Annotated in this window: 11 protein-coding genes and 5 pseudogenes; 11 read left to right on the forward strand and 5 right to left on the reverse strand. The window is 55.3% G+C overall.

Annotated elements, in window-relative coordinates; translation table 11 throughout:
* Positions 1-8: 8 nt before the first annotated feature.
* Positions 9-182, forward strand: a pseudogene (gene tssD, locus DCH402_RS22020) (type VI secretion system tube protein TssD); the annotation flags it as partial.
* A 105-nt stretch (positions 183-287) separates the two neighbouring features.
* Here tssD and DCH402_RS22900 read toward each other — a convergent pair.
* Positions 288-621, reverse strand: a pseudogene (locus DCH402_RS22900) (IS3 family transposase); the annotation flags it as partial.
* A 907-nt stretch (positions 622-1,528) separates the two neighbouring features.
* Here DCH402_RS22900 and DCH402_RS13605 point away from each other — a divergent pair.
* The 8 genes and pseudogenes from DCH402_RS13605 to DCH402_RS23130 form a co-directional block, all read left to right on the forward strand.
* Positions 1,529-1,939 carry a hypothetical protein gene (locus tag DCH402_RS13605; protein ID WP_040001641.1) on the forward strand — a complete coding sequence of 137 codons (411 nt, stop codon included), beginning with the start codon at positions 1,529-1,531 and terminating at the stop codon, positions 1,937-1,939.
* Between the two features lie 61 nt (positions 1,940-2,000).
* Complete coding sequence (locus DCH402_RS13610; RefSeq protein WP_040001643.1) at positions 2,001-2,396, forward strand: hypothetical protein; 396 nt, start codon at positions 2,001-2,003, stop codon at positions 2,394-2,396.
* Positions 2,397-2,409: 13 nt separating this feature from the next.
* Positions 2,410-3,726, forward strand: a complete 1,317-nt coding sequence (locus tag DCH402_RS13615; protein ID WP_040001645.1) for a hypothetical protein — start codon at positions 2,410-2,412, stop codon at positions 3,724-3,726.
* 12 nt (positions 3,727-3,738) lie between these two features.
* On the forward strand, positions 3,739-4,611 hold the full coding sequence (locus DCH402_RS13620) for an exonuclease/endonuclease/phosphatase family protein (RefSeq protein ID WP_040001647.1): 873 nt from the start codon (positions 3,739-3,741) through the stop codon (positions 4,609-4,611).
* Positions 4,608-5,243, forward strand: coding sequence for a hypothetical protein (locus DCH402_RS22410; RefSeq protein WP_152486928.1), 636 nt, complete (start codon positions 4,608-4,610; stop codon positions 5,241-5,243). The genes DCH402_RS13620 and DCH402_RS22410 overlap by 4 nt, the downstream gene beginning before the upstream one ends.
* Before the next feature lie 35 nt (positions 5,244-5,278).
* Positions 5,279-8,905, forward strand: coding sequence for a hypothetical protein (locus tag DCH402_RS13630; protein WP_040001651.1), 3,627 nt, complete (start codon positions 5,279-5,281; stop codon positions 8,903-8,905).
* Entirely contained in the window at positions 8,902-21,936 is a 13,035-nt protein-coding gene (locus DCH402_RS13635) for a LysM peptidoglycan-binding domain-containing protein (RefSeq protein ID WP_233276284.1), read from the forward strand. Before DCH402_RS13630 ends, DCH402_RS13635 begins: the two co-directional genes overlap by 4 nt.
* A 134-nt stretch (positions 21,937-22,070) precedes the next feature.
* A pseudogene (locus DCH402_RS23130) lies at positions 22,071-22,292 on the forward strand (MobC family replication-relaxation protein); the annotation flags it as partial.
* On the opposite strand, the gene DCH402_RS13645 reads toward DCH402_RS23130, so the two are convergent.
* Both DCH402_RS13645 and DCH402_RS13650 read right to left on the reverse strand, forming a co-directional pair.
* Positions 22,289-22,603: a CcdB family protein gene (locus tag DCH402_RS13645; RefSeq protein WP_040001654.1), complete on the reverse strand. Its 315-nt coding sequence runs from the start codon at positions 22,601-22,603 to the stop codon at positions 22,289-22,291. The pseudogene DCH402_RS23130 and the gene DCH402_RS13645 sit on opposite strands and share 4 nt — an antisense overlap.
* 2 nt (positions 22,604-22,605) lie before the next feature.
* Complete coding sequence (locus DCH402_RS13650) at positions 22,606-22,842, reverse strand: type II toxin-antitoxin system CcdA family antitoxin (RefSeq protein WP_040001656.1); 237 nt, start codon at positions 22,840-22,842, stop codon at positions 22,606-22,608.
* 284 nt (positions 22,843-23,126) lie between these two features.
* Here DCH402_RS13650 and DCH402_RS13655 point away from each other — a divergent pair.
* Positions 23,127-23,312 (forward strand): annotated as a pseudogene (locus DCH402_RS13655) (tyrosine-type recombinase/integrase); the annotation flags it as partial.
* A gap of 137 nt (positions 23,313-23,449) precedes the next feature.
* Complete coding sequence (locus DCH402_RS13660) at positions 23,450-24,607, forward strand: hypothetical protein (protein ID WP_152486929.1); 1,158 nt, start codon at positions 23,450-23,452, stop codon at positions 24,605-24,607.
* A 236-nt stretch (positions 24,608-24,843) separates the two neighbouring features.
* On the opposite strand, the gene DCH402_RS13665 is transcribed toward DCH402_RS13660, so the two are convergent.
* Both DCH402_RS13665 and DCH402_RS22415 read right to left on the reverse strand, forming a co-directional pair.
* On the reverse strand, positions 24,844-25,038 hold the full coding sequence (locus tag DCH402_RS13665) for a hypothetical protein (protein ID WP_040001662.1): 195 nt from the start codon (positions 25,036-25,038) through the stop codon (positions 24,844-24,846).
* A 386-nt stretch (positions 25,039-25,424) separates the two neighbouring features.
* Positions 25,425-25,591: pseudogene (locus DCH402_RS22415) on the reverse strand (IS3 family transposase); the annotation flags it as partial.

The raw sequence follows: 25,591 nt of genomic DNA on the forward strand, positions 1-25,591 counted from the left end.
GGGGGACCATGCCAACTCCATGCTATATCAGCATCGAAGGGAAAACCCAGGGCAACATCACCGCCGGTGCCTTCACGTCCGACTCCGTCGGCAACATCTACGTGCAGGGTCACGAAGACGAGATGCTGGTACAGGAATTTAATCTGGCCTGGCAGGTGGTGGTGGTGACCCACAGCGGCCAGCAGCCGCAGGCGCTGGAGGAAGAGAGCGGTGGCGAGCCGACCACGCTGAGCAACAGTTTCGAGGTGGTAAAAGCCGCCACTACCTGGCGTGCGGCCATGCCGTACATTCTGATTTATCGTGCTGATAAAAATATGACGTCTTTCGGGGTGAAGTTCATCAATCCAGCGAGCCAGTACATCACGACAGGGATACCCGAGCATCCTGCAGGTAAATGCCAGGCAGCACCCGTAGTTAAGATAATGTTCGACAGCTATCTGTTTTTGCTCAGCAGAGTAACGGGGCTTACGGCGTACGCTTTCAATAACACAGCCATTCGCTTCCCATAAACGGATCCAGCGTCGGAGATTTCTTTTACAGTTCACACACTACGGGGGCGAGTTTTTTACCGTATTTGTAGTAGAGTTCAATTGCGCTAATTTTTTCCGCTTCAGTAAACATATTTTTATCTCCTGAGAGTCCAGGAAATCGTCCGCCCCCCCGCGCCCCCATCTCGCTCCACTTTCCCGACAGCCATTTGCATCTGGCAACAGATAAAAGACATCTCTGATCATCTGGAGTGGGTCGTCCCTGGCGGTCATCATCCGCACAAGCCGTGAGCAAAAACGGGGGGAGCGGCCCAATCTGAAAAACAGTTCTGGAAAAACGCTAAAACGGTGACTACTATTTATTGACGACTCCATTTTCATTGTTTATGTTTATTAAACCGCCATTTTCCTTGAACGAGATTCTATTCGCGAAGGACAGCAAAAATAATCACATAGCTAAGTAATTATTTTCCTGGAACGAGCTTTTATTTTCGAAAGAACAGTTCAAAAAGCTACATAAATACGTCATTATTTCCTTTTTTTGAGATTTTATTTTCGAAGATAAAAATTAGATATCGACATAACTAACTCATTGCTTTATTTAAGCGAGATTTAATTTTTTAAGGGTAGACCGGAAATACACATAATCAAGAAATTACTTACCCTAACCGATACTTTATTCTCAATGTGGCAGATTAGATATCTCTGTAACCAAGTCATCATTTTTCTTAAAAAAATTTATTCTCTAAGAGGCATACCCAAAATACACATAGCCAAGGAATGAATTGATTTAAACGAGATTTTATTCTCAACGAGACAGATCAGTTATCTCTATAGCCAAGTCATTATTTGCCTTAGCCGAAATTTTATTTTCGAAGAGGCAGATCAGAAATTTACATAGTCAGGTAATGGTTTGCCTTAACGAAATTTTATTTTCGAAGAGACAGTCCAGCAATCTACATAGCTAAGTAATTATTCGCCTTAAACGAGATTTAATTTTCGAAGGGGCAGACCAGTAATCTACATAGGTGAGGCAAAAAATGAGCAGTTTTGCACGTGATCTAAAGCTCGTGATCGTTAATGCGAGCGGCGCTGACATCTCGGTAACATACGGTGTACTTACGGGGGCCGGTGCTTGGGAGACCACCCCGGTTCCTGGAACTATTATCCCGTCCGGTGGCCAGCAGTCGTACGTGAATGGTGTTGATAACACCCTGAAGGCGTTCGGCGGCAACCTCCCGATGGCACCCGCGAACGGCGGCACCATCACACCACAGTGGGACTGGCCCGCCAGCGGCCCGTTGACTGGCAGTGTGACATCCATCGCGCTCGACGGCCTGACCGTTGCCTCATCTATCACCGGTGGTGCAACTAACCACGCGACGATGCAGGTGACCATTATGAACGCTGCACTTGGTCTCAAGATGCACGAGATGGCGACAAGCGCCTGATCGCAGTCGTCTACTGAAAGGCTGGCCAAAGCCAGCCTTTCTTCTCTTCGGAGGGAAGAAAATGCCGAACACGGGTGCCACCGATAATTACGTCGCCAGGCTGGTCGTGGTAAATGCCAGTGATTCCTCCTTGAACCTGCAAACGTTTACGCTGACGGCGGGTAGCTGGTTGCAAGATGGCGACGGGATACCAATGCCGGGCACCCAGCTAGCGCCCGGACACCAGCTAACTTATTTCAACCAGGCTGATAACGCCTTCGCTGCGATCGGCGGAAGTCTGACCTTTGCCCCCTCAAATGGCGGGTTTGTGATTCCGTCCTGGGATCGGAAAGCCGGGGCAGCCCTGATCATCAACGCGTCAATCACCAGCGACACGTTGACGATCCAGGCCAATGGCACTGGCGTCGCAACCAACGCGCCGACAGCGCAATACACCATCACCAACATTACAGGTTAAGGAGCTTCAGCGCATGGCTAACAGCTCTTACAGCTTCTCTCTTACGCTGCCGCCTCCTCCCTCCGGTGGCCCCTATCCAGCCGGAACCGAAGGCCCCTTTCTGGTTCCGCCCGTTACCGTCGGGACACCGGTTTATACGACCCCACTCCTGATCTATGTGATTGCGGTTTGCGCGCCCAACACAACGGCGGCAACGCCGGGGATCACAAGCACAGCGAACACGGTCTTCCAGATGTCATTCTCGGCATCCAGCTACTCGAACACCACGTTCCTTGCCGTGGTGAGCGTAGCGGCGGCCAACGTCTACAGCCAAGATAAGGCAGCGCGCGCTCAACTGCTCACGGCGTTCAAGCAGTTTTGCCAGCAGGTCGAGGCGCTTGAAGTTCCTGCAACATCGACCAGCGGCGGTCTGCTTCCAGGGGCAGCTGCCACCCTACTGAACCGGGTTGCACTGTCGATGCCGCTGCGCACCAACGAGGTGCTCAGCTATCTCTACAATTTCGACCCAGTTAACCAGTACGTCGATCTGGCACCGGGCATGGGGCTGCGCATCGAGTGGGCTGGATACCAGTATTGCGACCCGCCGGGCGGGCCCGGATACGGCTTCAACGCATTCGCGAACACCGGTAGTAGCCTGCTTCGCGTGAGCCAGAAGTCCGATCTTACACTGACGCTCGATGCCTTCTCCGGTTCGTTTTTGCCGGGTTACAACACCAGTCCGGCGGCGACCTGCCCCATCCTCGCAGCAGGTCCGATGGACCTTAACTTGAGCGGCAATGGCAGGCGCCACCTGCGGATCATCTTCCCAACAACGATCGCTGGGTCTGGTTCACTCGACAACAGCGGCACCAAGCAACAGCTCAGTTCCTGGATCGTCGGCGCTGACACATTCGCGGATCTCGAGGCGGCGACCCAAGATATCCTGAACGGCGGCACCGGTTGCGGGAAGCAGAGCGGTGCCCATCAGCCGATCGTCAGTATCAACTTCACTAGTCGTGTGATGCTGATCCCAGAAATCTCGGTTCGCTTCAACGGCATGCCCCTCACGGTTCCGCTGGGCACGACGATCAGAAACCTGATCGCACAGTTCGCTGATCCGGCCACCACGCAATATCTGAGCAGTAACTACATCAACTCGGACATTACCTTGGCCCTGAAGCGGTGGCTTCAGAACACCGGCGCACCCAGCACAGCCGCGACCGTCAAATACTATCAGGCCAACTTCCTCTTTTTGCCGCCAAATACGTCGCAGCCGCCGGTCTATACCGGGGTGGCAGGGGATCAATATGATACGCCGCTCCTGAAGGGCGACGTCATCAGCATGGCTTGATGGAGAGTGATCATGTTACGCAAATATTCAGTAATCCTGGCCACTTTTCTCCTTGCGATGACAATATCAGCAAGTGTCAGGTCAGCCGATTTCGTCGTCGGTTCGCTTAATACGCTCCATTTGGGATGGGGGTCCGCCACAAACACAACAAACAAATGTACTGAAATAGCCAACCTAATGGGGAGCGTAGATATTCTGCTCTTACAAGAAGTCATGCAGTTGGCTGTGCCCTGTACAAATCTGGGTACAGGGCTAGGAACCGACTGTTCTTTAACCATGCTCGGCAAAACCAGCTACAAAGAAGCATATTGTTTTGTTTATAAAAAATCCAAAATGACGTTCGCCAATTGTTACTACAACGCCCCTACTGCCTCGTTTAGTCGCCCTCCTTATGCAATTTTAATGGCGGTGAAAGTCGGCACAACAAATAAATATGCCTGGTTTGCCAACATTCATTCCATTTTTGGAAAAACCGTTGGCCCCAGACAAGCAGAAGCCTCCGCTGCGGGTATTTTTTTTCAGACGTTGCAAAATATAACTTGCTCGCCAATCGCCATTCCCACCAACGGCTTTCCTGTCATTATAGGTGGGGACTGGAACTTGGGCGTTACAAGCAGTAATGGAAGCTACACCACTGGTTTTTCTTGGGCTGATCCGACCGGAAATCCTGCGACCGTGCCAGCGGCGTGCCCCACTAACGCCGCAACCAGCCTAACACCCGCAGGGGCCCCATCTAGCCCTTATGACCATATCATCATTACAGGAATATCGCTCACAGGCGCAAATACCTGCTCGATATACCCAACAACGTCGGCGGCAAGAACCACTTGGAGACAGACAGTATCTGATCATATGGCTGTGTATTGGGAGGTCGATTTTAAATGAAGACGATTTCTTCTGTATTTCTTTCCCTTGTCATCATTCTCGCATGCGGAAACGTATTTGCGACAGACTTCAATGTGCCAAGTAATTGCCTCAATTATCCACCACCGACTGGCGGCGCCTCGAGTGATTTGGCAACGGACGGTGATCCGCCAATTGTCGATATGTATATTCCTTTCTTTTCAGTTCCGAATGTTCCGGCAGAAATATTGAGTTTCCGTAGGGGAGGTGACGGGAACTGGCAAATAGCCGTCAATGCCCCTCAGACCGGAAATTATTATATACAAACCGTCTACACGCCATTTTTGCAAACATTTCAGCAGCAGTATTTGCAAATTGGCAATAGTAATTGGATCACGTTATCCAGCCCAACGAATGGAACATCAGGACATTCTACTATGCCATCACTCCAGGCGACGATTGGACAAAAATACGCAAACGGCTTTGTCGAATTTTCAGCCTCAGTGGAGTCTGCGCAGCCCTTTTCTATGGGTTTAGACGGAAATGGCAACGTCACGGTTTACTGCGTTGCATTTAATCCTAATGGCTTCCCCGTCACTGTCTATGACGCAGATCGTAATTTCGTTGGAACCGGAGCAATGGGCGTTTCCGGGACGATAGTTTGGGACAATTAACCCCCAAATAACCAAGATATTATCTGGAGGCCACAATGCTGCGCCGAAGTGATGTTTCTCCATACCTTTATTTTCCAGAGTCATTTCTGGACGCGCATATTTTTGTCGATGCTTACCTTATCCCTCCAGACGGTAGCACACCTGATTCGCTTTCTCTAACGGAGGCGATCTCGGGTCCAGGCTGGTTTGTCTTTATACCTGGACTGGAAACCACAGACATCGACGCTTTTGTCACCGCAGCGCAGACCTACTTCGCCAACAGCGCCAGAACCGGTGCGTTTGCCGCCTGGTTCCAGGATATCTCGAACCCAATCGCCGGACTCTCCGGCACGGTAATCTACGGCACCCGCGCTGCTGGCCAGGTGACCACCAGCCGCTCTGCGCTGATTCAGGGCGCTAATCTCTCCGTTAATATTGATGGAGGCTCTGTTATTGCCGCTTCCGGAGATGGCCTCAGCTTAACGATTTCCGGAAGCGGCAATAGCTGGTCTGTGACACCCTATGGCTCCCGTCAGTCCTGTCAGTTGCCATGGTTAAGCGGCGGGGCGATCAATGTTTTGGGCCCCGTCGAGACATCGGGCTGTTTCCAGTTCTCGGTCGCGGTCACCGACAGCATCGCGAGCCAACTGGATGTCGGCCTGCGCTCCTATACCGCGCCGGTCGGGGGCGGATACGCGCAAAGCACCGCCCACAAATTCCTGAACTTCGGTACGTCCGGTATCACACTGTCCATGACCTTGGATCCGCTGGCCCCATTCGACCATCAGCGCAGCTTCGCCGGGTTCGCCGCCAGCCAGACGCCGCTGACATCGACTTATCGCACAGCCGTCGGCGATACCGTTTCGCTGACGCCCACCGATAGCGCAGCGCTCGTGTTTACAGATCGCCTGCTCGCTGTCGACGCCAGCGGCGTGCCCGTCGTACTGTCAGGCAATCGGATCACCGCGATGATGCCTAGTGGCGATTTCACGGTGTCCGTGCCGACAGGTAAACAGCCGTCAGGTCCGGGCGCTGCGCCGAACCTCAGTGCCACGCTAATGTGCGGCCTGTCTGCGGTGGAATACCTCGATGTCAACGCGGCAGGCACCCTGAGTTTCGTACCGGACCAGCCCGCTTTCGCACCGACCATCAAGGCAGCCACAGGCACCAGCGCCAACGACACCAAACGTGTTTTCGGTCAGATCACGGATGCCGGACGGACATCCTGGGCTTACCTCTCGGTCGCTGAGGGCTCCACCTACTTCGCCCAACCCGATAGCTCGGTGCTCCACAATGGCCCTGGCAACGCAGCCACCCCTTTCCTCAACTATCTGCCGGTCGAACTGGGCACCCTGCCGCCCGCATTGACCCAGTCCGAAGAAGTCGGCGCAGGGATTGCCTGCTTCCCGCTTCTGCCCTATGCCGCGGTCACCGCAGGCGCAGGCCTGGCCAGCGACGATATCGCCCAATTTGAGCTCCAGGCCTGGGCTCCCCGGCGCAAAGCCCTGATCCAACAGTTGGTCAATCTGACCAACACAACACGGTTAGGCTCGGGCGCAACACTGCCTGCACCACCGTATGGAACCACCCCACAAGGCTTGCTACTGGAATTCACCCAGGCTGGAAGCGAACTGGGGTGGGGACACCTGACGCTCGGTAACTCACCATCGACGCCGCCCCCCAATCGCGCGGATACCGTTGTTTTGAGTTCGGTCACCGGTGCGCTGAAGGACGCGCTCCAGACAAACCAACTGGCCCTGATCATGATGGCCGGTGACCAGTTTGCCGCCTGTGGCAGCTTTCCCTACGTGCTGACGCAGGAACGTTACCTCGTGCTGCAACAGGTCATTACGGATCCGGCCGTCATCAAGGCGATCGCCCCGCTCGTTACCGGCGTTACGCCGACATCCGGAAAATGGCCGGACGAAACCGCGCTGAATACGGCGCTGCAAGGCGTTCTGACGACCGATCAATACAACACATGGTCTCAAACCATCCGCACCTACAGCGGCGACTTCAGTCTGTTTGTCGCGGATTGGGAGTTCGATCTGTCGCCGTGGCGCTGGGCTGACCACAACTCCATCGTCATCTTCAAATTCTGCCGGAAACAGCTGACCCAGATCATCGCGGATACCGCCCAGTGGACCGAAGGCGATGCCTTCAATACCTCGACCGCCACCACGCAGAAAATCGTTAGCGACTTCTTTGATGACACACTGGTGCGGTTTAATACCGGTGATACTGACCTCAGTTACTTCGTGAACACGGTGATGCGGGATCCGAACTGGAACGGGATCCTGGTGCTGAACGGCGAGGTGCCGCTATCCGGCCTACCACCACAGCTTGAGGGCCTGGCGGCAGGCATTGATGCCTCGCAGTTCAAAGCCCATCATCTCGGCATCACGGTGACCCCGGTCCAGACCGGGATCACCCGGTACACGACAACCGCCAGTTCGGCCTTCGGTCTGATCGACTACAGCTCACCAGCACCACTGAGCGGCAACCAGCCCTACGACTACAAGGTGCTGTCACTGAAGGTTCTGATCGCAAACTCAAGCATTGCCTCGTTTTCCAGTTCGATCGAACTGCTGATCAATCAGTTTTTCGGTGAGCAATCGAACCAGCAGAATGCCAACGACAACAACCTGGTGCTGTATGGCACCTACCAGAAGAGCGGCGGTGTCGGAAGCTATTCCTTCACGTCCAACGGTGCGACATCGTATCTCATGTCGAGCAGCACGCTCTACATGGTCAACATTGAGACTGCGTCCTTCATCACGGTCACCAGTGGTGCTAATGACCCGGACGACACCACGGTCAACTCGCGCTTCCAGTTGAACGGCTCGGTCTCGTTTCTGCCGCAGCCCAGCTTCGATCTCTTCTCCTACGGCCCCGAACAAGCGGTCATCGACATTCAGGGGATCGGCGGCGGGCTTTCCTATTCCGCCCTCTCCATCGACATGACCTTCGATCAGGCGTCACCGACCTATCGAACCTTTGTGTTCGACGCCACGAAAATATTGCTGGACCAGGGCGCCAGTCAGGTGCGTGCGCTGAGCCTGGCCGCGCACTTCCCGATGAAACTGATGGGTCTGGTACAAGGTACCGGCGATGTCACGCCGGACAGCATGGGCTTTATGCCCGTGGACTCTCCGCTCCAAGGGAGCCCACTCATCGCCCCCTGGTTCGGTCTTCAGTTCGAGCTTGATCTGGGCTCGCTGGGCGCACTCGCGGCAGAAGCCGGATTCACGGCATCCCTAATGCTGGGGTGGGCACCTAATGCGAACGGTGCCACCAACTATATCGGTCTCAGCATGCCCGGGGTCAGCGGCGGCGACCGTGCCATCTCGCTGCAAGGCGTGCTCAAACTCGCGTTCGGTGACGTCAGCTTCCTGGTCTCGCCACCGACATACATCTTGCAACTCAAGAACATCGCCCTGACGTTCCTGAGCCTGACGTTCCCACCGAACGGACAAATCAACATGCTGATGTTTGGCAACCCCGACGCTCAAACCAGCGGAGCCCTCGGCTGGTACGCCTCCTATCTCAAAAACGGGGCCGGACAGAAGTCCGGAAACGGAAAATCCGTCACCGGGGTGAAACGCCTCAAAGCCACCGCGCACGGGGACACGGTGCTGATCGCGCCGCAACACACCATCAAGAAGTTGGAGGATCACCGATGAACATCCAGGACCTCTGGACCAGCCTCCACACTAACGGCTACCTCAACGCCACCAACACCACGCTGTCGTTACCCGCTAATAATCAGCTGGACTCAGCACCGCTCACGGCCCTTCTCAGCGACGCCACGCTGTTTCCGACGGCCAGCCTCCAAATGACGCTCACCAGCGCGACGCCGCCAGGAACCGTGATCACGCTGGTCGGCACGCTGACCGGCACCTTCATGGGATTCAAGAACCCGGCTGCTACCGCGATCTTCAGTGTCGATGCTACTGGCACGGCCGAGCTTTCCCTGGCTGTCACGCTGGGCAATGGCCAAGTTCTCGGCGTCGCCTTTCCGAAGATCGTCGATGACGTGCCAGGCCAGTATGCATTCACCGGTGCCGTGATGACTGCGGCCTCTACGGAAACGGGCAGCACGTTGATCTTCTCCGGTGTGCCGGTACCGCCTGAAGCCTACGCCAGGCTGTGGGTCAGCACACTCACGCCGGTCACCGGGTCGATCACCCGCTGGGCCAATCCGAGTACCACACCACCGGACTTTGCACTCGCCAACCAAGTGGTGATGGCATCGGCACAAGCGGGTCTGTTGACCTTCCGAGCGGGTATCACGCTGACGAGTTCGTCGACGGGCGGTGCCGGGGCGCTGATTGGCGAAATTCCGGCGGGCCAACTCGCAGCAACGCCGGTTCCGATGTCAAGCCCGCTGCCCGTGAACGAGGGCACGGGGCCTGTTTTCAATTCGGCGGAAGACTGGGATCTGAATATCCCTGATTTATCGAGTTTAGCCGCACTGTTCGTCGGAACGCAGCTAGCGGCGTTCATCCCACCCCGTTTTCCACTCGGTAGCACACTCAGCGCCAATCAGATTTCGCTTTCCTTGTCCTACGGCGGCGCCACATCCAACGTGATCAGCACCAATGTTGCAGAGAAAGTAGGCGTTTCATTGCTGCCACTCAATGCAGCCAATCTGGAAAGTATTGAATTCGGCTTTTCAATGGATCCATCTGACGCCTTGAGCTTGAGGATTAATGTCGGAGGACACTTCAGCTTCTTCAGCGTAGATTCGCTTGTTTTCTATGCTGGCGTCACAGTCCCAACGCTCATTGGGCGATTCAATAATATTAGCGCTATCGATGTCACTGATTTGCTCCGTGCCGTCGGAATAACAGGGATCCCGCAGTCCGGCTGTCAATTTGACACCATCAGCGGTACTGTCGATGTGAACACCGGCTATTACGCGTTCACCGGTGACGCGCGTTTCACTGGCTCCAACTGGTCGATCAATCTGGGCAGCGGCCTGACCCTCATTGAGATCGACAGTCTTGGCGTGACCCTCACCAAATCCGCCGCAGTCACTACATCGGAACTCACGACCTCTTTCGTGTTCTTGGGCTCCCAGTTCTACGCTCGCGCTTACAACAGTTCGAACGGCGGGGCATGGCTGCTCACCGGCTCCTTGTCACCGACCACCCCGATGAAAATCGCCGATGTCGCCAGCCAGTTGCTGCCGTGGGCGGCCGATGCCGTGCCAGACATCACGATCAACTTTCTGAACTGCCAGTTCGATACCAGCAACAACACTTATATGGTGAATGTCGGCGTTGTGTGGAAGTTGGATATCCTGCCGGTGTCCATCTATGCCGAGTTCATGCTGAAATCCAACCGGGTCACCACGCAATCCCCGGCCCAGTATTCTGGCTATGTACGGGGCACTGTCGACATCAACGGCATGGTACTGGGTGTCGCCTATGTCTTCGACCCGACGACCACCGACATCAGCTTTAGCTACAAGAGCCTGACCGTCACCTACCACCAGGACAAAGTAGACAACGTCAAAACCTATGTCGCGGTCAGCCTCAACAACAGCAATGTCGGCGATCTCTTCTCGTTCCTGCTGGAATTCGCCTCTCCTGGACGCAACATCTCACTGTCGTCCCCCTGGGACGTGCTTGAGAAGATTGGCCTGCCCAATCTGACCGTGAAGGTCTATCTCCAGACCAAGAAAATCGAGGTCGACATTGACCTGGATGTCGATCTTGGCTTTATGAAGCTGACCAAATTCGTCCTGATCTACACACGTCAGTACGGCAAGGCGAAGTTCGACCTGCAACTGAGTGGCAACTTCCTGGGGCAGGATTACGGCCAAAACGGCGCGGCCCCGCTCAGTTGGGATCCCCTGAATGAAGCGCCACCCGTCGTACCGGGCACCGGTACCCAGACCTTTGACCTCGAATATCTGGGCCTGGGCCAGCGCCTTGCCCTACGCGAAATCCCGCCCGCCACAATGGACGGCGTTATCGCCGCCCTTGAAAAAGCGCTCGTTCCCGCGGGAAATCCACAGCAGAATCCGGCGACACAACTGCCTGGCCTGACCTATGACGCAGGCTCGAACTGGCTGATCGGCACCCGCTTCACGGCAATGTCGACGGTGCAACTCAGTGTCGTCTTCAACGACCCGAACCTGTACGGCCTGCTGATCCAGCTGTCCGGCAGCCGGGCCGGTTCACTGGCGGGCCTGCGCTTCGAAATCCTGTACCGGAAGATTTCGGATAGTATCGGTGTCTATCACATCGAGCTGACGCTGCCCGATGCTATGCGGCATATCGAAATGGGCGAAGTCTCGATCACGCTGCCCATCATCACCGTCGATATCTATACCAACGGTAATTTCCGTATCGATGTCGGCTTCCCGCCGAGCCTGACCGATTTTTCGCGCTCGGGATCCGTCCAGGTCTTCCCGTTCATCGGGTTCGGTGGTTTCTATTTTGCCGTCCTCAACGGGACCACGTCTTCCAGTGTCCCCACGATCACCAACGGCACCTTCTCGCCGGTGCTGGAACTCGGCCTCGCGCTTCAGGTCGGTGTCGGCAAGACGATTTCGCTGGGCATCCTCTCTGGTGGCATCAGCATCACCGTCGGCGGCCAGGTGCAGGGCGTGCTCGCCTGGTTTAACCCGACCCCGGCCAACCTCTCACCGGAACGCTATATTCATTTGCGCGGCACCGTTGCGGTGGTGGGTATCGTCTATGCCACCGTCGATTTCGGCATCATTCAGGCCAGCGTCAACCTCACGGTTTATGCCTCGGTTTCGCTGGATGTAGAGAGCTACAAGGCCATTCTGATCGAGATCAGTGCAGGCGTCAGTGTCCGCGTCTCTATCAAGATCGTCTTCATCCGTATTCATTTCAGCTTCTCTGCAACGATTACTGAATCCTTCATGATCGGCAATGACACGGCGACACCGTGGCTGATTGCATCAGGATCAGGGACAAATCCGCAACTGACGGATCGCCGCGCCTACCGTTCACGTACGCGGATTCTGCGCCAGAAACCTTACGCCAAGCTGCGCAGCCGTCCTGCCCGTAGTCTCCAGAAGCGTGGTCTCTTGCTGCGACGCTCGGCTTTTGGCCTGGCAGCGTCAACGACCACCGTCGACCTGACTGCAATCCCATTGATCTCACAGGCGCTCCCCAGCGACTTCGGTTTCCCCGGCGCTCCAGCCTTCCCCGGCGCCACGATGAACCCGGTACTGGCACTGCTGCTCGGCATGGAAACGTCCAGTGATCCGGCATCCGGCACCAACCAGTTCCTGAACTTTGTCACGGATTGGGTGGTTGATTCGGTCGGTCATGTCCACGATACCGTTTCTGCGGCCCTTATCGACGAGATCCTCGATGCCCTGTCAGCCGAAGACGTGGCATCCACGGTCTTCACCTACCCAGCCTTGGTAAACCTGTTCACCAGCAACAATATCCAGTTCTCCGTCGCCGCCCGCCCGACCACGGATCCCGGTACCGAAGTGCCAATGGCACTGATGGCGATGATCCCGGAACTGTCGATGACGACACCGGACTTCAGCATCAACTTCCTGACCGATCGTATCCCCGAAGGGGACTACGAGCAGACAATCCAGCAGTATTTCGCTGATCTGGCCGCTCAATTCGCCGCCCGCGAGACCGGCCCGACCCTGCTGGCCGATGAACTGGGGGCGACACCAGACTCCATGGCGGTCATCGTATTCCGCTACTATTTCCAGATGCTTGCCAAGGGCCTGATGCAGCAGGCAAAAACTCTGCTCGCCAACCTGTCACTCACTCTGGACCAGAACGCGGCCGCTGCCGCGTCCCTGACTTCGATCGCGAACCTCTTCACCAACAACTACACCGTGCGGGCCGGCGATACCTTGTCCTCGATCGCCGCCCTGTTCGGGACAACAGAAGCCGAGCTTCAGGCTGCCAACCCGGATGATACACTGACCGCGCCGAAACCCGGTCAAACCGTCTTCATCCCGACCAACACAGTGTCCTACACCAGCCAGACCGGTGATACCCTAGCCGGGCTCAGCGCCTGCTTCGGCGTAAGCCAGGCCGACCTTGAGACCGCCAACCCCGGTGTCGACTTCAGCAATCTGCCCGCAGGCACAGTGCTGACGATTCCGGCAATGCGCATTCTTCACACCGTGATAGCGGATGAAAGTGGCACGTCGATCGCCGCTGACTTCGGCATTGCTCTGGGCACGCTGGAAGCAGCCAACCCTACCGTTGACTTCAATCCGCTGGCCACGGGCACCGCCCTGCTGATTCCACTCCAGGTCACCGCAGACATGGTAGCGACCGGAAATGAAGCCGCCCAGAACGTCCTCAACACGGCGATCCCCCTGGCCCTCGGCGACATCACCTTCACCGCGCAGTCCACGGACAACATCAACTCGCTGGCAGCCCAGTTTGGTGTCACGGTCGAGCAACTGATCAACACCAATCAGGAAAGCCTGACCATTATCAACCCGGGCCAGTCAGTGCCGCTGGGCAATTTGACCACCACCACCCGGGCGGGGGACAGCTACAACGCCCTCGTCAATTACTGGTACGGTGGTGTCACCGGGTTTGATCCCTCAACGCTCAATGCCGCGAACCCCGGCCTGACCCTGACCACGGGCCAGACGCTCTCCATCCCGTCGAGCACGGCCAAGAACGTGACCTACACCGTGGTCAGCGGAGACACCTTCGATAAGATTGCCGCCGCTAACCCGGGCCTCACTCTGCCCGACCTGATGGGAAACAACGCCGCAATCGGGGTCGACATCGGTCAGACCGTCACACTGCCCAGCGTCACGGTTCCAACCAGCAACAGCTTCATTCTGCTCTATGCCGCCACCACTGGCGACACGCTCACCACTATTGCTGAGCAGTTCTTCGCACCGGATGACCTGTCCCAGCAGAGCGCGCTCCAGAGCTTGCAGCAGTGGAATGGCAAGATCAGCACAACCGCTCTGCTGACCGTCGGCCAGATCATCAATGTGCCTTACGCTACCACTTTTGGCAGTATCGAACGCCAGTACAAGGTGAGCGCAGCTCAAATCGCTGCCAGCACGGCCATGGGCTCAGCGTCTTTGCTGGCCGCCCGGGCATCGCTGACCGCGCCGAACGTGGTTCATCAGGTCAGCGCTACTGATACGCTGGGCGGCATTGCTCAGGCCTATGACCTGTCGCTGGAGCAACTGACCGATCGCATCGCGCAGGTGACCGGCCTCTTTGCAGCAGCGCAGAACAACACTATTCAGCTCGCGATCGTCGCGATCCCAGGCATGCGACTTTCCATACTGACCGACAATCTCGCCTCGATGGGTATGTTCACAGACGCACTGAACATGACCAGCCGCTTTATGATGAGCGGTCTTCGAGCTCCGGCACCCCAGTTTGCGGGCGAACCTGCACCTTCTGCGACAGCGGCCTATCCGCTCTACGCCATGATCGGTCAGGAATACCCACTGGGCACGGTGACCACCGGCTACGACATCAAGATCGGAAGCTCCGGTGCGTCCTGGGTCGCTGTTCAGACCGGCGCTGCCGACATGCCGCTGCTGCCGCAGGAAATCACGCAGATCACCGCGTTCCAGACCCTCAGTTTCCAGCCCAACGTTCTCCAATCGATCGCTTTGCCACAGTTCGCGTACACCGCGGACAGCCAGACCGTCGGTGCCGTCAATATGTGGAAGACGCCGGATATCCCGGTCGACATTGTGCCGCCCGGCCAGAAGGTCGTGCAGCCCTCCCTCTGGACACTGCCGGATGCCCTGATATCGGCTCTTGCGGCCAGTCCGACAGGCACCCTGCTCTATCAGCCGAAATCCGGTACCACCCAACCCGATGGCAGCATCAAGAGTACCGTTCTTGAGAATGCGTGCTACGCGACCTCGATCAGCATCGACATCCAGACCGTCCCGAACGCCCCGGATGGCATCTACATGGTGGCCGGAGCCGATCAGGCGGGCATGCAGCGGCTGCTGGCCCTCTGGGAATACCTGACCAGCAACAACGAAACCGCGACCCTCTATGTTGCCTATGCTGACCAGGATACGACGAACGCCTCGACCTCAGGCGGCACGCTGGTCTCCGACAAGGTCAATCGCACGAGCAGCTTTATTCTGAAGACCAATCTCAGTACGGAGAGCCACGGCGCACCGCAGACCACGCTGCAAGGCACCCGCATCCGGATGCTCAATACGGGCCTGCTGGACTCGCCGCTTGCCACTCTTGAACCAGACAGCGCGCTCGATTTCCTCCAGTTGCTCTGGGAGTGCAGTGTTGTTAAATCCGGCGGCTACTATCTGCGCTATGAGACCACGGATGGCACGCTTGGCCTGCCAGCAAACCTCTTCTCCGGCGGCACTCAGGCGACCCTCCAGATCATCGTGGTGACGGACAATCAGGTCGCGGGAAGCCCGGTTGCCTACGCGTACAACAACATTGCCTTGATCGGTGACAACGTCGACACGGGCAGCCACAACATCTTCTTTGAAGCCCTGACGCACGACGTCACGGTCACCGACACCCTGACCAATATTGCCCAGCGCTATTCGCCGTGGGTCAGCCTCACCCCAGTTTCTCTGGCGGAATTGAACCAGACCGTCGTCAGCTCCATGGTGCCCGGCACCACGGTCTCCGGCGTTTCTGGTCAGGTTGCCGCGCTGGCAACAGACAGCTTCTTGACCCTCGCCCTGCGTGCTGGCGTGACAGTTGCGGCAATAGCCACCGAGAAGGCGACCACCATGGGTTGGCTCCAACCCGGCAACGACCTTCAGCTCTCGGGCAACCCGGTGCAGATCGTTGCTATCGGCGACACACTGGCCTCTATTTCGCGGGAATATGACTTCCTCGATCCGGAAGCGCTGACCACGCTCAATCTCAACATGCCAGGCCTGCTGGCCGTCGGTTCAGTGCTCACGATTCCGGGTAAGGCCGATTATACAGTTCAGACTGGCGACACGTTCGGCAGCATTGCCCGGTCCCAAGGCGTCGATATCTCCCTGATCGCCGAGGCGAACCAAGAGGCCGTCATACTGGCGGTTGGTCAGCCAATGGTGGTTGGCGGCGGAACGCTCAACCTGACGGCAACCCTGCCGCAGGGCCATATCGGGTTCGACGTCACCCGAACGGACCCGCAGCCAAAGGATCCGGCCAACGAAACCGATCAGGCCGCACTGAACACACTGTTCAACCTGCTGGGCTTCCAGATTGACGACACGGTGGCCCTCAACGCCAGCAATGAGGGTCTGCCTGCGGGCCCGACCACCGAGAATGACGATGACCCCTGGGACTACCAGCAGGTTATGTCGATTCTGGCCTTCGCCAAGGTTAACCATGCCCTCGACAGTGCGCCTCTGCCGCCTCCGTCACTGAACCCCTATGCTGGGATATCTGCGGGGGCCATTGCGGATGTTGCCTTGTTCTTCCAGGACGTGCTGGGTAACCGAACCAATAACTCGACGCTTGCGACCATCGAGCAGCCGCTCGGCTACACCGATGAGATGGTGACCATCACTGCGTGGCCATCGGCAACGACGGCTTACCGGTTTGCTCCGCCGGTCACCGGTACTGACAATCTGACGGTAGCGGTCTCGATTTCGCCGACCCAGTTCCTGCCGGACAGCACACCGCTCCAGATGATCGGCGGAGCGCCCAGCGCAGATCAGCCAACGGCGGCCGCCGTTCGAGCCGGTAGCGCGCTCGCCACCTATCAGACCGTCTCCTACCAACTTCAGCAGCCCGATGTGACGGGCTGGCTCAGCACGACGCTGGGCAGTATTGGCGATGCCGAGAACGTAGGTGAGACCGCACGCATCCGGCTGCTCGGTGTCGCGAATTCGGCTTATGTCTTCATGACAGGTGCGCAGAACCTGAAGGTCGCGCCGGTCACGCTGGGCACTAGCGGATACCAAAACGTGGCTGCCCTGATAAATGCGCCGCTCAGCGCAACATCGACGGGCTACCCGGCCTCTTCCAGCGATGTCGGGCAGTACAATGCGGCAGCCCGGGCAGACCTGCTCTGGGGGCAAGGTACCCGCCTTACGATCCCCAGCAATTACCTCGTGCTGTCCGGCGACACACCGCAGGCCATCGTGACAGCCTCGCAGGGTGCCGTCGATCTGGCTACGCTGGCAGATCAGAATGCCACAGTGCCCGTTGCGCAGGATGCGATGGTCAACACAGCGGTTCGCACCGCTTCCGTGGGATCCGCTGATCTGTCACTCAGCGCGATTGCGCTTCAGATCGGCACACTGGTGGTCGATGGGCCCGGCGATGTGCCCGGACTCGTCACCTCGAACGCCGACGTGGCTCTCACTGCGGGCCTGACGCTCAGCTATTCCGACACCACAGGCCAGTACAGCTATGAGATCCCGACAGGCGGCACCTTCAATGACGCCGCAGCCGATTTCACGGCGCAGGTCCGCAGCCACAGCGGCGACCAGACCGCTGTCGTGTCGGTCCTTGATGTCGCCGGTGCCAATGAGTTCCTCGACAACATCTGGCCGGTGGGAACGCCCCTCAGCATATCGAGCGTGGTGACCAACACGTCAGATACATTAACCACTTTGGCAAAGGACTTCGGTGCGCCCGCCGGTGGCACCGGCTCACTCGAAGCACAGTTCCTCGCAGGCAACGCGGAAGTCCCCGGTGTTTGGGCTGTTCACACCGCGCTCTTCATCGAGAACGTAACGGTGCAGATCGCCGAGGGTAACACGCTGGCCGATATCGCGGCGGAGGGCTTAACCTCGGTTGGGTCTGTACTCAGCAACAACCCCGATGTTCCGTTCCTGAACACGGCGGTTCTCGCGATCCCCTACATGGCGGACAGCTCCGCTATCAGTGCCAGCGTCTACGGTGCGACGGGTACCGAAACCATGAACGACGTGGTGGCCAAGTACCCGGGCTGGAGCCTCGATGGTCTGGCGCTCTACAACAGCGACGTGCCCGGCTTGTTTGCACCAACCGAGATCGATCTGAACGGCAAGAAGATCACGCCGACCGTCACCACCACGATGACTATGCTGGCCGCCGAATTCGGGCTCACCGTCAGCGTCTTCATGTCCCAGATCGCAGCGCTGCCTGGCATCATCGCCAGTGGTGCGGCGTTTGTCGCCCCGGCCATGACGTCGGTCAGCGGTGACACGCTCAAGGACGTGGCAGCTCGGTACAATGTCGGGACCGGCGTGCTCGCTGCGGCCTGTGCATCTCTGCCCGGCTTCCTGCCTAAGGGTGAAAGCGTCACGATTGAGGGCACCACGTATCCGACCTATGCCAACGACACCTTTGGCCTGCTGACTACCCGTATCAATGCAGACCGGCAGATTGACAACCTGAAGCCACTCGGTGTGTCTGATGTCGGTGCCGTGGCAGGAGGCGTGAGCGTGGGGGCGCGCACGTTGCTGGCCCCGCCGGTGGACACTGCCGTGTCTGCGGCGGTGACACCTGCGAAGACCAAAGCCGTTCTCAGCCTCGGCGTCACGCTGACGATGAGCCGCGATCCGGTTCTGTTGGCGCCTGCGTTTGCCGGGGCCCCACATGTGATCTCCGCCCGCACGGATATTCCGGCACAGCCCTTTGCAGGTTCCGGAGATGCGAGCCAGGCGTCGCTGACCCAGTTCGGCTTCGATTTCGAGGCCGCCTTCCCGGGCCTCAAGATCGCGACGGGCCCAGCTGCTACCCAAACGCAGGGCACGACGCAGATCAAGAAACCGTCGCTGAAGCTGGCGGTCAACGCGAATCCGTCATCGTCGACGGGCGGCAAGACGCTGTGGGTGGTGAATTTTTCGAATCAAGGCGTGGGTATTACCTACGAGGTCAACCGATCCAGTATCCGGTACTTTGGTGTTACGCCCCTTTCCACGGTCGCCTGGAACAACACCGTCGAAGTACCCACCTATTCCAGTGACAAGGGACTGAGCTGGACTGGCAAGCAGCAGGCGTTCCGTGCGGCCGACCCGGATGCGTGGAACCAAGAGTTCCTGGCAGCGATCGACCTGCTGCTCTCTCCGGCCTACGCGGTACCCGGCTCCACCGATACATCCGTAGCAACCAACATCGCCAATGTCATCGGTGCCAAGGCTGACATCGCTGCCGGGATGTCCGGCATCGTGGCACCGATCATTGGCACAGACACCACTGGCCTGACCGAAGCACAAACCACGCTGAAGCAGCAGCTTCTCACTACGCTGAGTTCCGCCTATTCGGTGCAAACGCTTGTGCAGGTCGACCTCGATGTGCAGGGAAGTGGTGCGGGCAGCGACCCGACCACAGCACCGCAGTTGTCCGGCAAGCTGGTCGCCGGGATTGTCCGGACCCCCGATGATAGTGAGGGTGCCCGTGCGGCGACTGACCCGAGCCGGCCTTTTGCACCGCTAGCGGCCCAGGCGCAGGTCTCCGAGAGCTATCTGGCCGAGATCATCGAGTTCGTACCCAACATCATCAGGCCCGGCCTGACCGCTAGCTATACTGGCGCAACCCACGGTTACACGACGACCGGTTCGGACACGGTTGCGACGATCGCTGCGTTCTTCGCGGTCCAGGCTGGCGAGCTTCCCGCAGGCATGACGTTGGCCAGCAATGACGGCCCGCTGTTCCAAGGCTCCACGGCGATCAATATCACGCCTTTTGTCGTGCCTGTGCCCACCAGCGGTTATACCGTCACCTATGCGGCAAACTGGATGAACGTTGAGGTTGACAATATTATCAACGCCAACGCAGATCGAACCGACTTCTTCGCCGCGGGCAGCACGGTGACCGTTAACAAGACGTCCTATACCCCCAGCACAACGGACACGCTAGCGACGATCGCTAACCAGTTTGGTGGCCAGCAGGTCTTCGCCGACAGTCTGGCGGAGATCGATGCGGGCACGCTGCCCGGCGGCTATACGCTGAACAGCTCGGCACCGCCGCGCGGCATCCAGAATGTACCTCAGATGAGCATTGCGACGGCCAAGGGCGCGCTGTCCACGACCGGTTCGCGTATTACGACGCTGTTCGGGGTCAAGGATCCGTCCGTTCAGAAGTCAGTGGTGCTGAACCTCGACTACCAGGTCAGCCAGATGGAAATCGACATTCACTCCGTCGACGGTATCCAGGGCTACAAGAGCTCGTCTTGGCTCAACTTCATCATTCCCATCGTCAACGGGGCGGATACAGACGGTGAGGTCGGACAGGTACAGGTTCCGGTGCTACTGCGCGGATATCCTGAGCCAACGCTGGTCTCCAACCAGGCCGCGGGCAACGCCACGACCACGTCGGATCCTATCAAGGTCATTGCCCAATGGAACTATGGGTTCGCGACCCAGCGCCGCTATGCCGCTCAGGATGCGTTGACGCTGGAGGTCCGGTTTAACCAGACCAGTGATGACATGAATGATCAGCTCGGATACGACGAAGCGCCGAAGTACGAAAGCGTGATTGAGGTCCTCGCGGCGTTCTCGGCGGTATGGCCAGCCATCTCTGCTGACCTAGCACAACTTCCGGACACGATCGGGGGTGTTTCGAGCCCGGCCGCAGCGAATGCAGTATCTGCGCTTGCTGATCTCGCAACCCGGCTTCAGAACGCCTGGATGGGACTTCAGGCCATGAACGTGCGCTCCGGGCTTCCGGAGAAGAGCTTCAAGTACCTGATGTCAACGTTGAGCCGTGGCGGAAACGGCATTGTCAGCGGGATTACGCTGGACAGGCTTGGTCAAGCTACCGACTTCAGTGTCGATGCTGATGACTTCCTGTTCGCGACTGACGCCAACTACCAAACGGATCTGAATGCGGGCAAAGTTCCGACAGCCCTCGCGACGGAGTTCAAGGGTTTTGGCTTCACACTCAGCGGTGACGAAACGATCATGTCTCGGACCCGGAGCAGCGATAATACGGACTGGCTAATGTTCGATTCGGAGGCCAGCCAGTCCATCCTGGGTCAGAGCTTCCAGGCGCCCCAGACCTACAGACTGACACTATCCGGTACAGCCCCGAACGCCGTGATCAAGGTCTACCGTCAGCTGTTGTGGCCGGGGTTGATGTATGTGCCGCCTGCCAGCCACACGGATGAAACATCGAATTGGCTGAATTCATCTCAGGCAGGCACGCGCTTATCCTTCACACTGGGCACCGATAAGGTATTCCTGTCGGAGCAGTTGGAGTTCGACTACGCATTCTACCGCTTGAACCTGCTGCTGCTGCAGAACGCCAGCGGCGGCACCTCTGTGTCACGCAATGCCAACCTGATAGCGGGTGCCACGATCAACCCGCTGTTTGTCTACAACACGCCAGTGGTCAAATTCCCTACCCGGATCACGCCACTGCTCAGCCATACAGAGACGGAGCAGATGCCAGGTGCGAACCTGACAGATGCCCTCAGCAACTTCTTCGAGACGCTGGTGTTATCGCAGACTGAGGCGTTGCCAGGCACAACACGCCAGATGCGGATCGGAGCGACCTACTGGCAGTCATCTGACGGTGTAACTGATCCCACGAAGACAAGCCTCAGTTACCGGAATCCCTTGGTACTGGCGCCTCTCGTTGAGTTTAATGTCGATACCGACTGGGAAGCTTCTGGCCTAGTGGGAACACTGTCTAGAGCGATGAGCACCAATGCGGCGGCAATGGGTATCACGCCGCAGGCACCGGGAAAGTGGGTGCTAGACGTGCTGGTCTACAGCTACGTCGAGGGCACTGATCAACCCATAGGCATTTTGAATATTCAGAACCAGATATTCCCGGCCTAAGCAGGACAAAAATATCGTGTCTGAAGAAGGTGGAATGGAAGATGATATTAAAAAAAGACCAATGAAGTTCAACGATATGTAAGAAATTGGGTTTGGTGGTTATTCTTGTGGTATTGGCAGAAAGGGAATTCATAATCGTTAAAAGTCATCTGGCGGCCTGTGACGCCGGGCGCTGGCATTACGCGATGTATGTTATGCCGGACGACAAAACCCAAACCACTCTCATCAGGCTGTTTGACAGTATCAGGACGGTAGTAAGGAACGGTCTTCCGGTTCCGTTTGACGCCAAAAACCGGGAGAGGTTTCTGTTTCGCACGATAGACGAACTGGAACAGGCTCCCGACAGCCACGACTAAATGCCGTCAATGAGGAAATCGATGGCGGCCTTTACCTGAGCACGGTACTGCGACGCATCACAAAACACCGCACCCAGAGCCTGGACAGGGATACTTGCCAGCTCATGCGTCATTACGGCGTACTCTTTGCCGTCCGTCAGCCTGACGACAGGGACAAGGCGATCCGGTCGGCGGCCTGCCGGATACTTTTCAACAGGGAGCAACGGGATCACTATCCGACGATTCAACTGTCCAATAATATCGCTCGTGACATCGAGCAACAGCGGGTAAATGGCGCTTTTCCCGGTATTACCGTATACGGTGAATTGCATGGTTAAAACGTCCGGTATTCATCACTGAAACAGCCGTGCTCATCATGAAAGCGATTTAATGCGTCGATAGCTTCCCTGTTCTCTTCCTGCCACTTTTTCGCTTCATGGTGCCGAAGCTCTGCATCCAGAGCGGTTGTCAGGGTGGCACTCAGGTTAATGCCCGCCTCACGCGCCCGGACCAGCAAGGCACGCTCTACCGTCATGGTCACACTCTGCGTGCTGCGTTGTTTCGCGGTCATGATTGCTCTCCTGTATGGGATACGTGTGCATTACACGGCATAATACACTTACCATAACACCAAAAACAGGCCCGGCTACCGTTGCCGTCCTGCAAACGTCACCGTCAGCCGCCATACCTGGGCCGTCGGTTACAGCAATCAGCGGTGTAAAAACGCCGTTTGCGGGATGCGCGGGCTCTTTGCCGCCCGCACCCGCAGCCTGAGAATGTTACGGACATTCAATGCCCGGAACATTCTCAGGGAAATTGAAACAGCCCTCACTCTGGCGGCCCCGATATCAGGTTATCTGGCCAGAAGATGTGGTTGAGCTTCAAATGAGCCATATGGAAAAGAATAACGTTCGCGCTGCCTATACCCATAAGGTCAAACACCTTGAGCAGCGTCGTCTGATGCTGCAATGGTGGGCTGATTTTCCGGATGCTAACCACAACGGTATGGTCAGGCCATTTGAGTTTGGGCAGAAGGAATAAATAGCGAAAGGCCATGGATGACTATGAATTCATAGCAATTAATTTTATTTATGTGATAGTAGACAACAAAGCGTTTTTTATGATTAAATTTTGACATTTAGGATATAAACGCTCAAACAAATAAAATTGGTGAAATAATGGAAGATTTAACTAACAACACATCAAGCACTAACTTATCATTAATAGATGAAAGTGGTAAAACATTAATTTCTTCACAGGAGTTGAATTATTTCCCTGATGATATAGTGACAGCGATAACTCAACCATCTGAATTAAGAAGAGTCACTGATTTAACGAGTAATATATTCAAAGGATATGCCAGCACTCCTAACAAAACCGTAGAATTACTTTTTAAACCAGAAATTAAAAAAGGATTAGACTCTGGTGTTTTTTCAATGATGAAAACAAAATCTGGTGAAACACTAGCAGATGCGATAGATAACGGTACAAAAAAGATTGTAGGTAAGGCCCGGGTCATCGAAGGTGGAAGATTAAAACAATTAGCAACAGGTTCGTACCAGTTGCTAAGTATAATCGTCGCCCAATCCCATCTTGAAGACATAAATCGTGCATTACATGGATTAAAGTCATCAATTGATGATATTAAAACCATAATGGAAAATGATAAATTAGCAAAAATTCATGGCAGGATTTCATACCTTGAAGGTTTGGTGGGAAAATTAAGAGCCGGAGACTTTGACGAGGTTGTATCTCAACAAATAAAGAATAAAATTGAAGATACAATTTCTGATGCAAATGAATGGCAGTCCAGTATCCTTCTTGATATCGAAACTTTAATTTCAAATTTAGAAAAACAGCAGGATGAGGATAGTTTTGGTACTGGTAATACATATAAAAAAATCAGAGAACGCATAGAAAGTTTAAGGCCCATCATTTTAAGACGTAACATGATATTATGTCTCGCATCTCTCATTAGCTATCTGGGTGCTTGCATTGATCCCACTGCAAAAGAATTTAGTAGTTTCAAAATAAAATCTGACGAATGGAACTCGTTATTGAAAAAACTCTTTGATGTAACACTCCATTGTATAAAAACACTATTAAAAGACTCAAGAGTTAATACTAATGAATTATTGGAATTGAGAAGGGATAAGATAAAAGAAATCACACTTTCATCGATAAATATAGCCAATCATGACCAAACTAGCTATGATATGAATCATATAAAATTACAAAACAGTATAAAGAAAATGATATCTGGTAGCGGGAAGTTTAGGCTTGCAGTATCATTTGATAGTAATGGTATAGTGAATAAAGCAGGCATCATTGACTGATGTATTTCAAATGAAGTTTATGAGGAATGGCAGTCCTATTGAAAAGGTATAAAAATTATACCGAGTGATTTTTTATCTGACATCCCATTCAGGCAAGACGCAAACAGCCTGATACGTATTAGTTCAGGTCATGGATGACTGATATCCATTAGTATGATTACCAATGGATACTAACGGTAATCACACGAATACAATTTATCATTTAGTAAAAAGAAAGCACCCAACGAGTGCTTTCTTCATAAAGATTCGCCACCAATTCTATCCATTAGAGCGAAGTGACAGATCGATATCTCATCTGCTAATTCCGCAAGAAGGTTCATAGCTTCTTCAGTAAATGAATCATCATGAATAAAAATCTGTGTATCCCCGCCTATTCGAGAAACAACTTTCATTGATTTCATTGGCTCTTGGTTTTTTATTGCTAAAGCCATTACATTTTCTACGGTGGTTTCTTTGAATGCGGATTTTTCTTTCTCGTAAGTAGCTTTTTTAGCTGTTGGATATCTAAAGTAGGTACTGGATGAATCTATTTCTTCTAATTGCTCAATCTTTAAACCAAAGTCATCTGGAAATTGCCAGCTGAAAAAATGTCCTCAAGTTCATTCTTTTTCTCAGCAAGAAGATCAGATAAATATTTGTAGAGCACATCAATTTCATGGATATGAAAGATTGATTTCAATTTTCCATTAATTCCATTCGCAGGAATTTTTGGTTCACTTGTACAAGGTTCTGCCCCATATGGAATCTTTAAACGCTGGTGAACAATGATGATTGAGCCTTTTAGGAACAACTCTATTGAGTGTCGATAAAGATATTGCCAGCATCCTTCCCGAAGCACCGTGCGTTGTATCAGGGCTGCCGCCTGCTCACCACTTTCAGTTTCATGCACTTCATATCCCACGATTTTTCGGCTGTAGAGGTCTTCCACCAGATACAGATAAAACCAGCGCCCCTTTACGGTTGACGGAACCCATGTAATGTCCC

Source organism: Dickeya chrysanthemi NCPPB 402, assembly GCF_000406105.1.
GTDB classification, from domain to species: Bacteria; Pseudomonadota; Gammaproteobacteria; order Enterobacterales; family Enterobacteriaceae; genus Dickeya; species Dickeya chrysanthemi.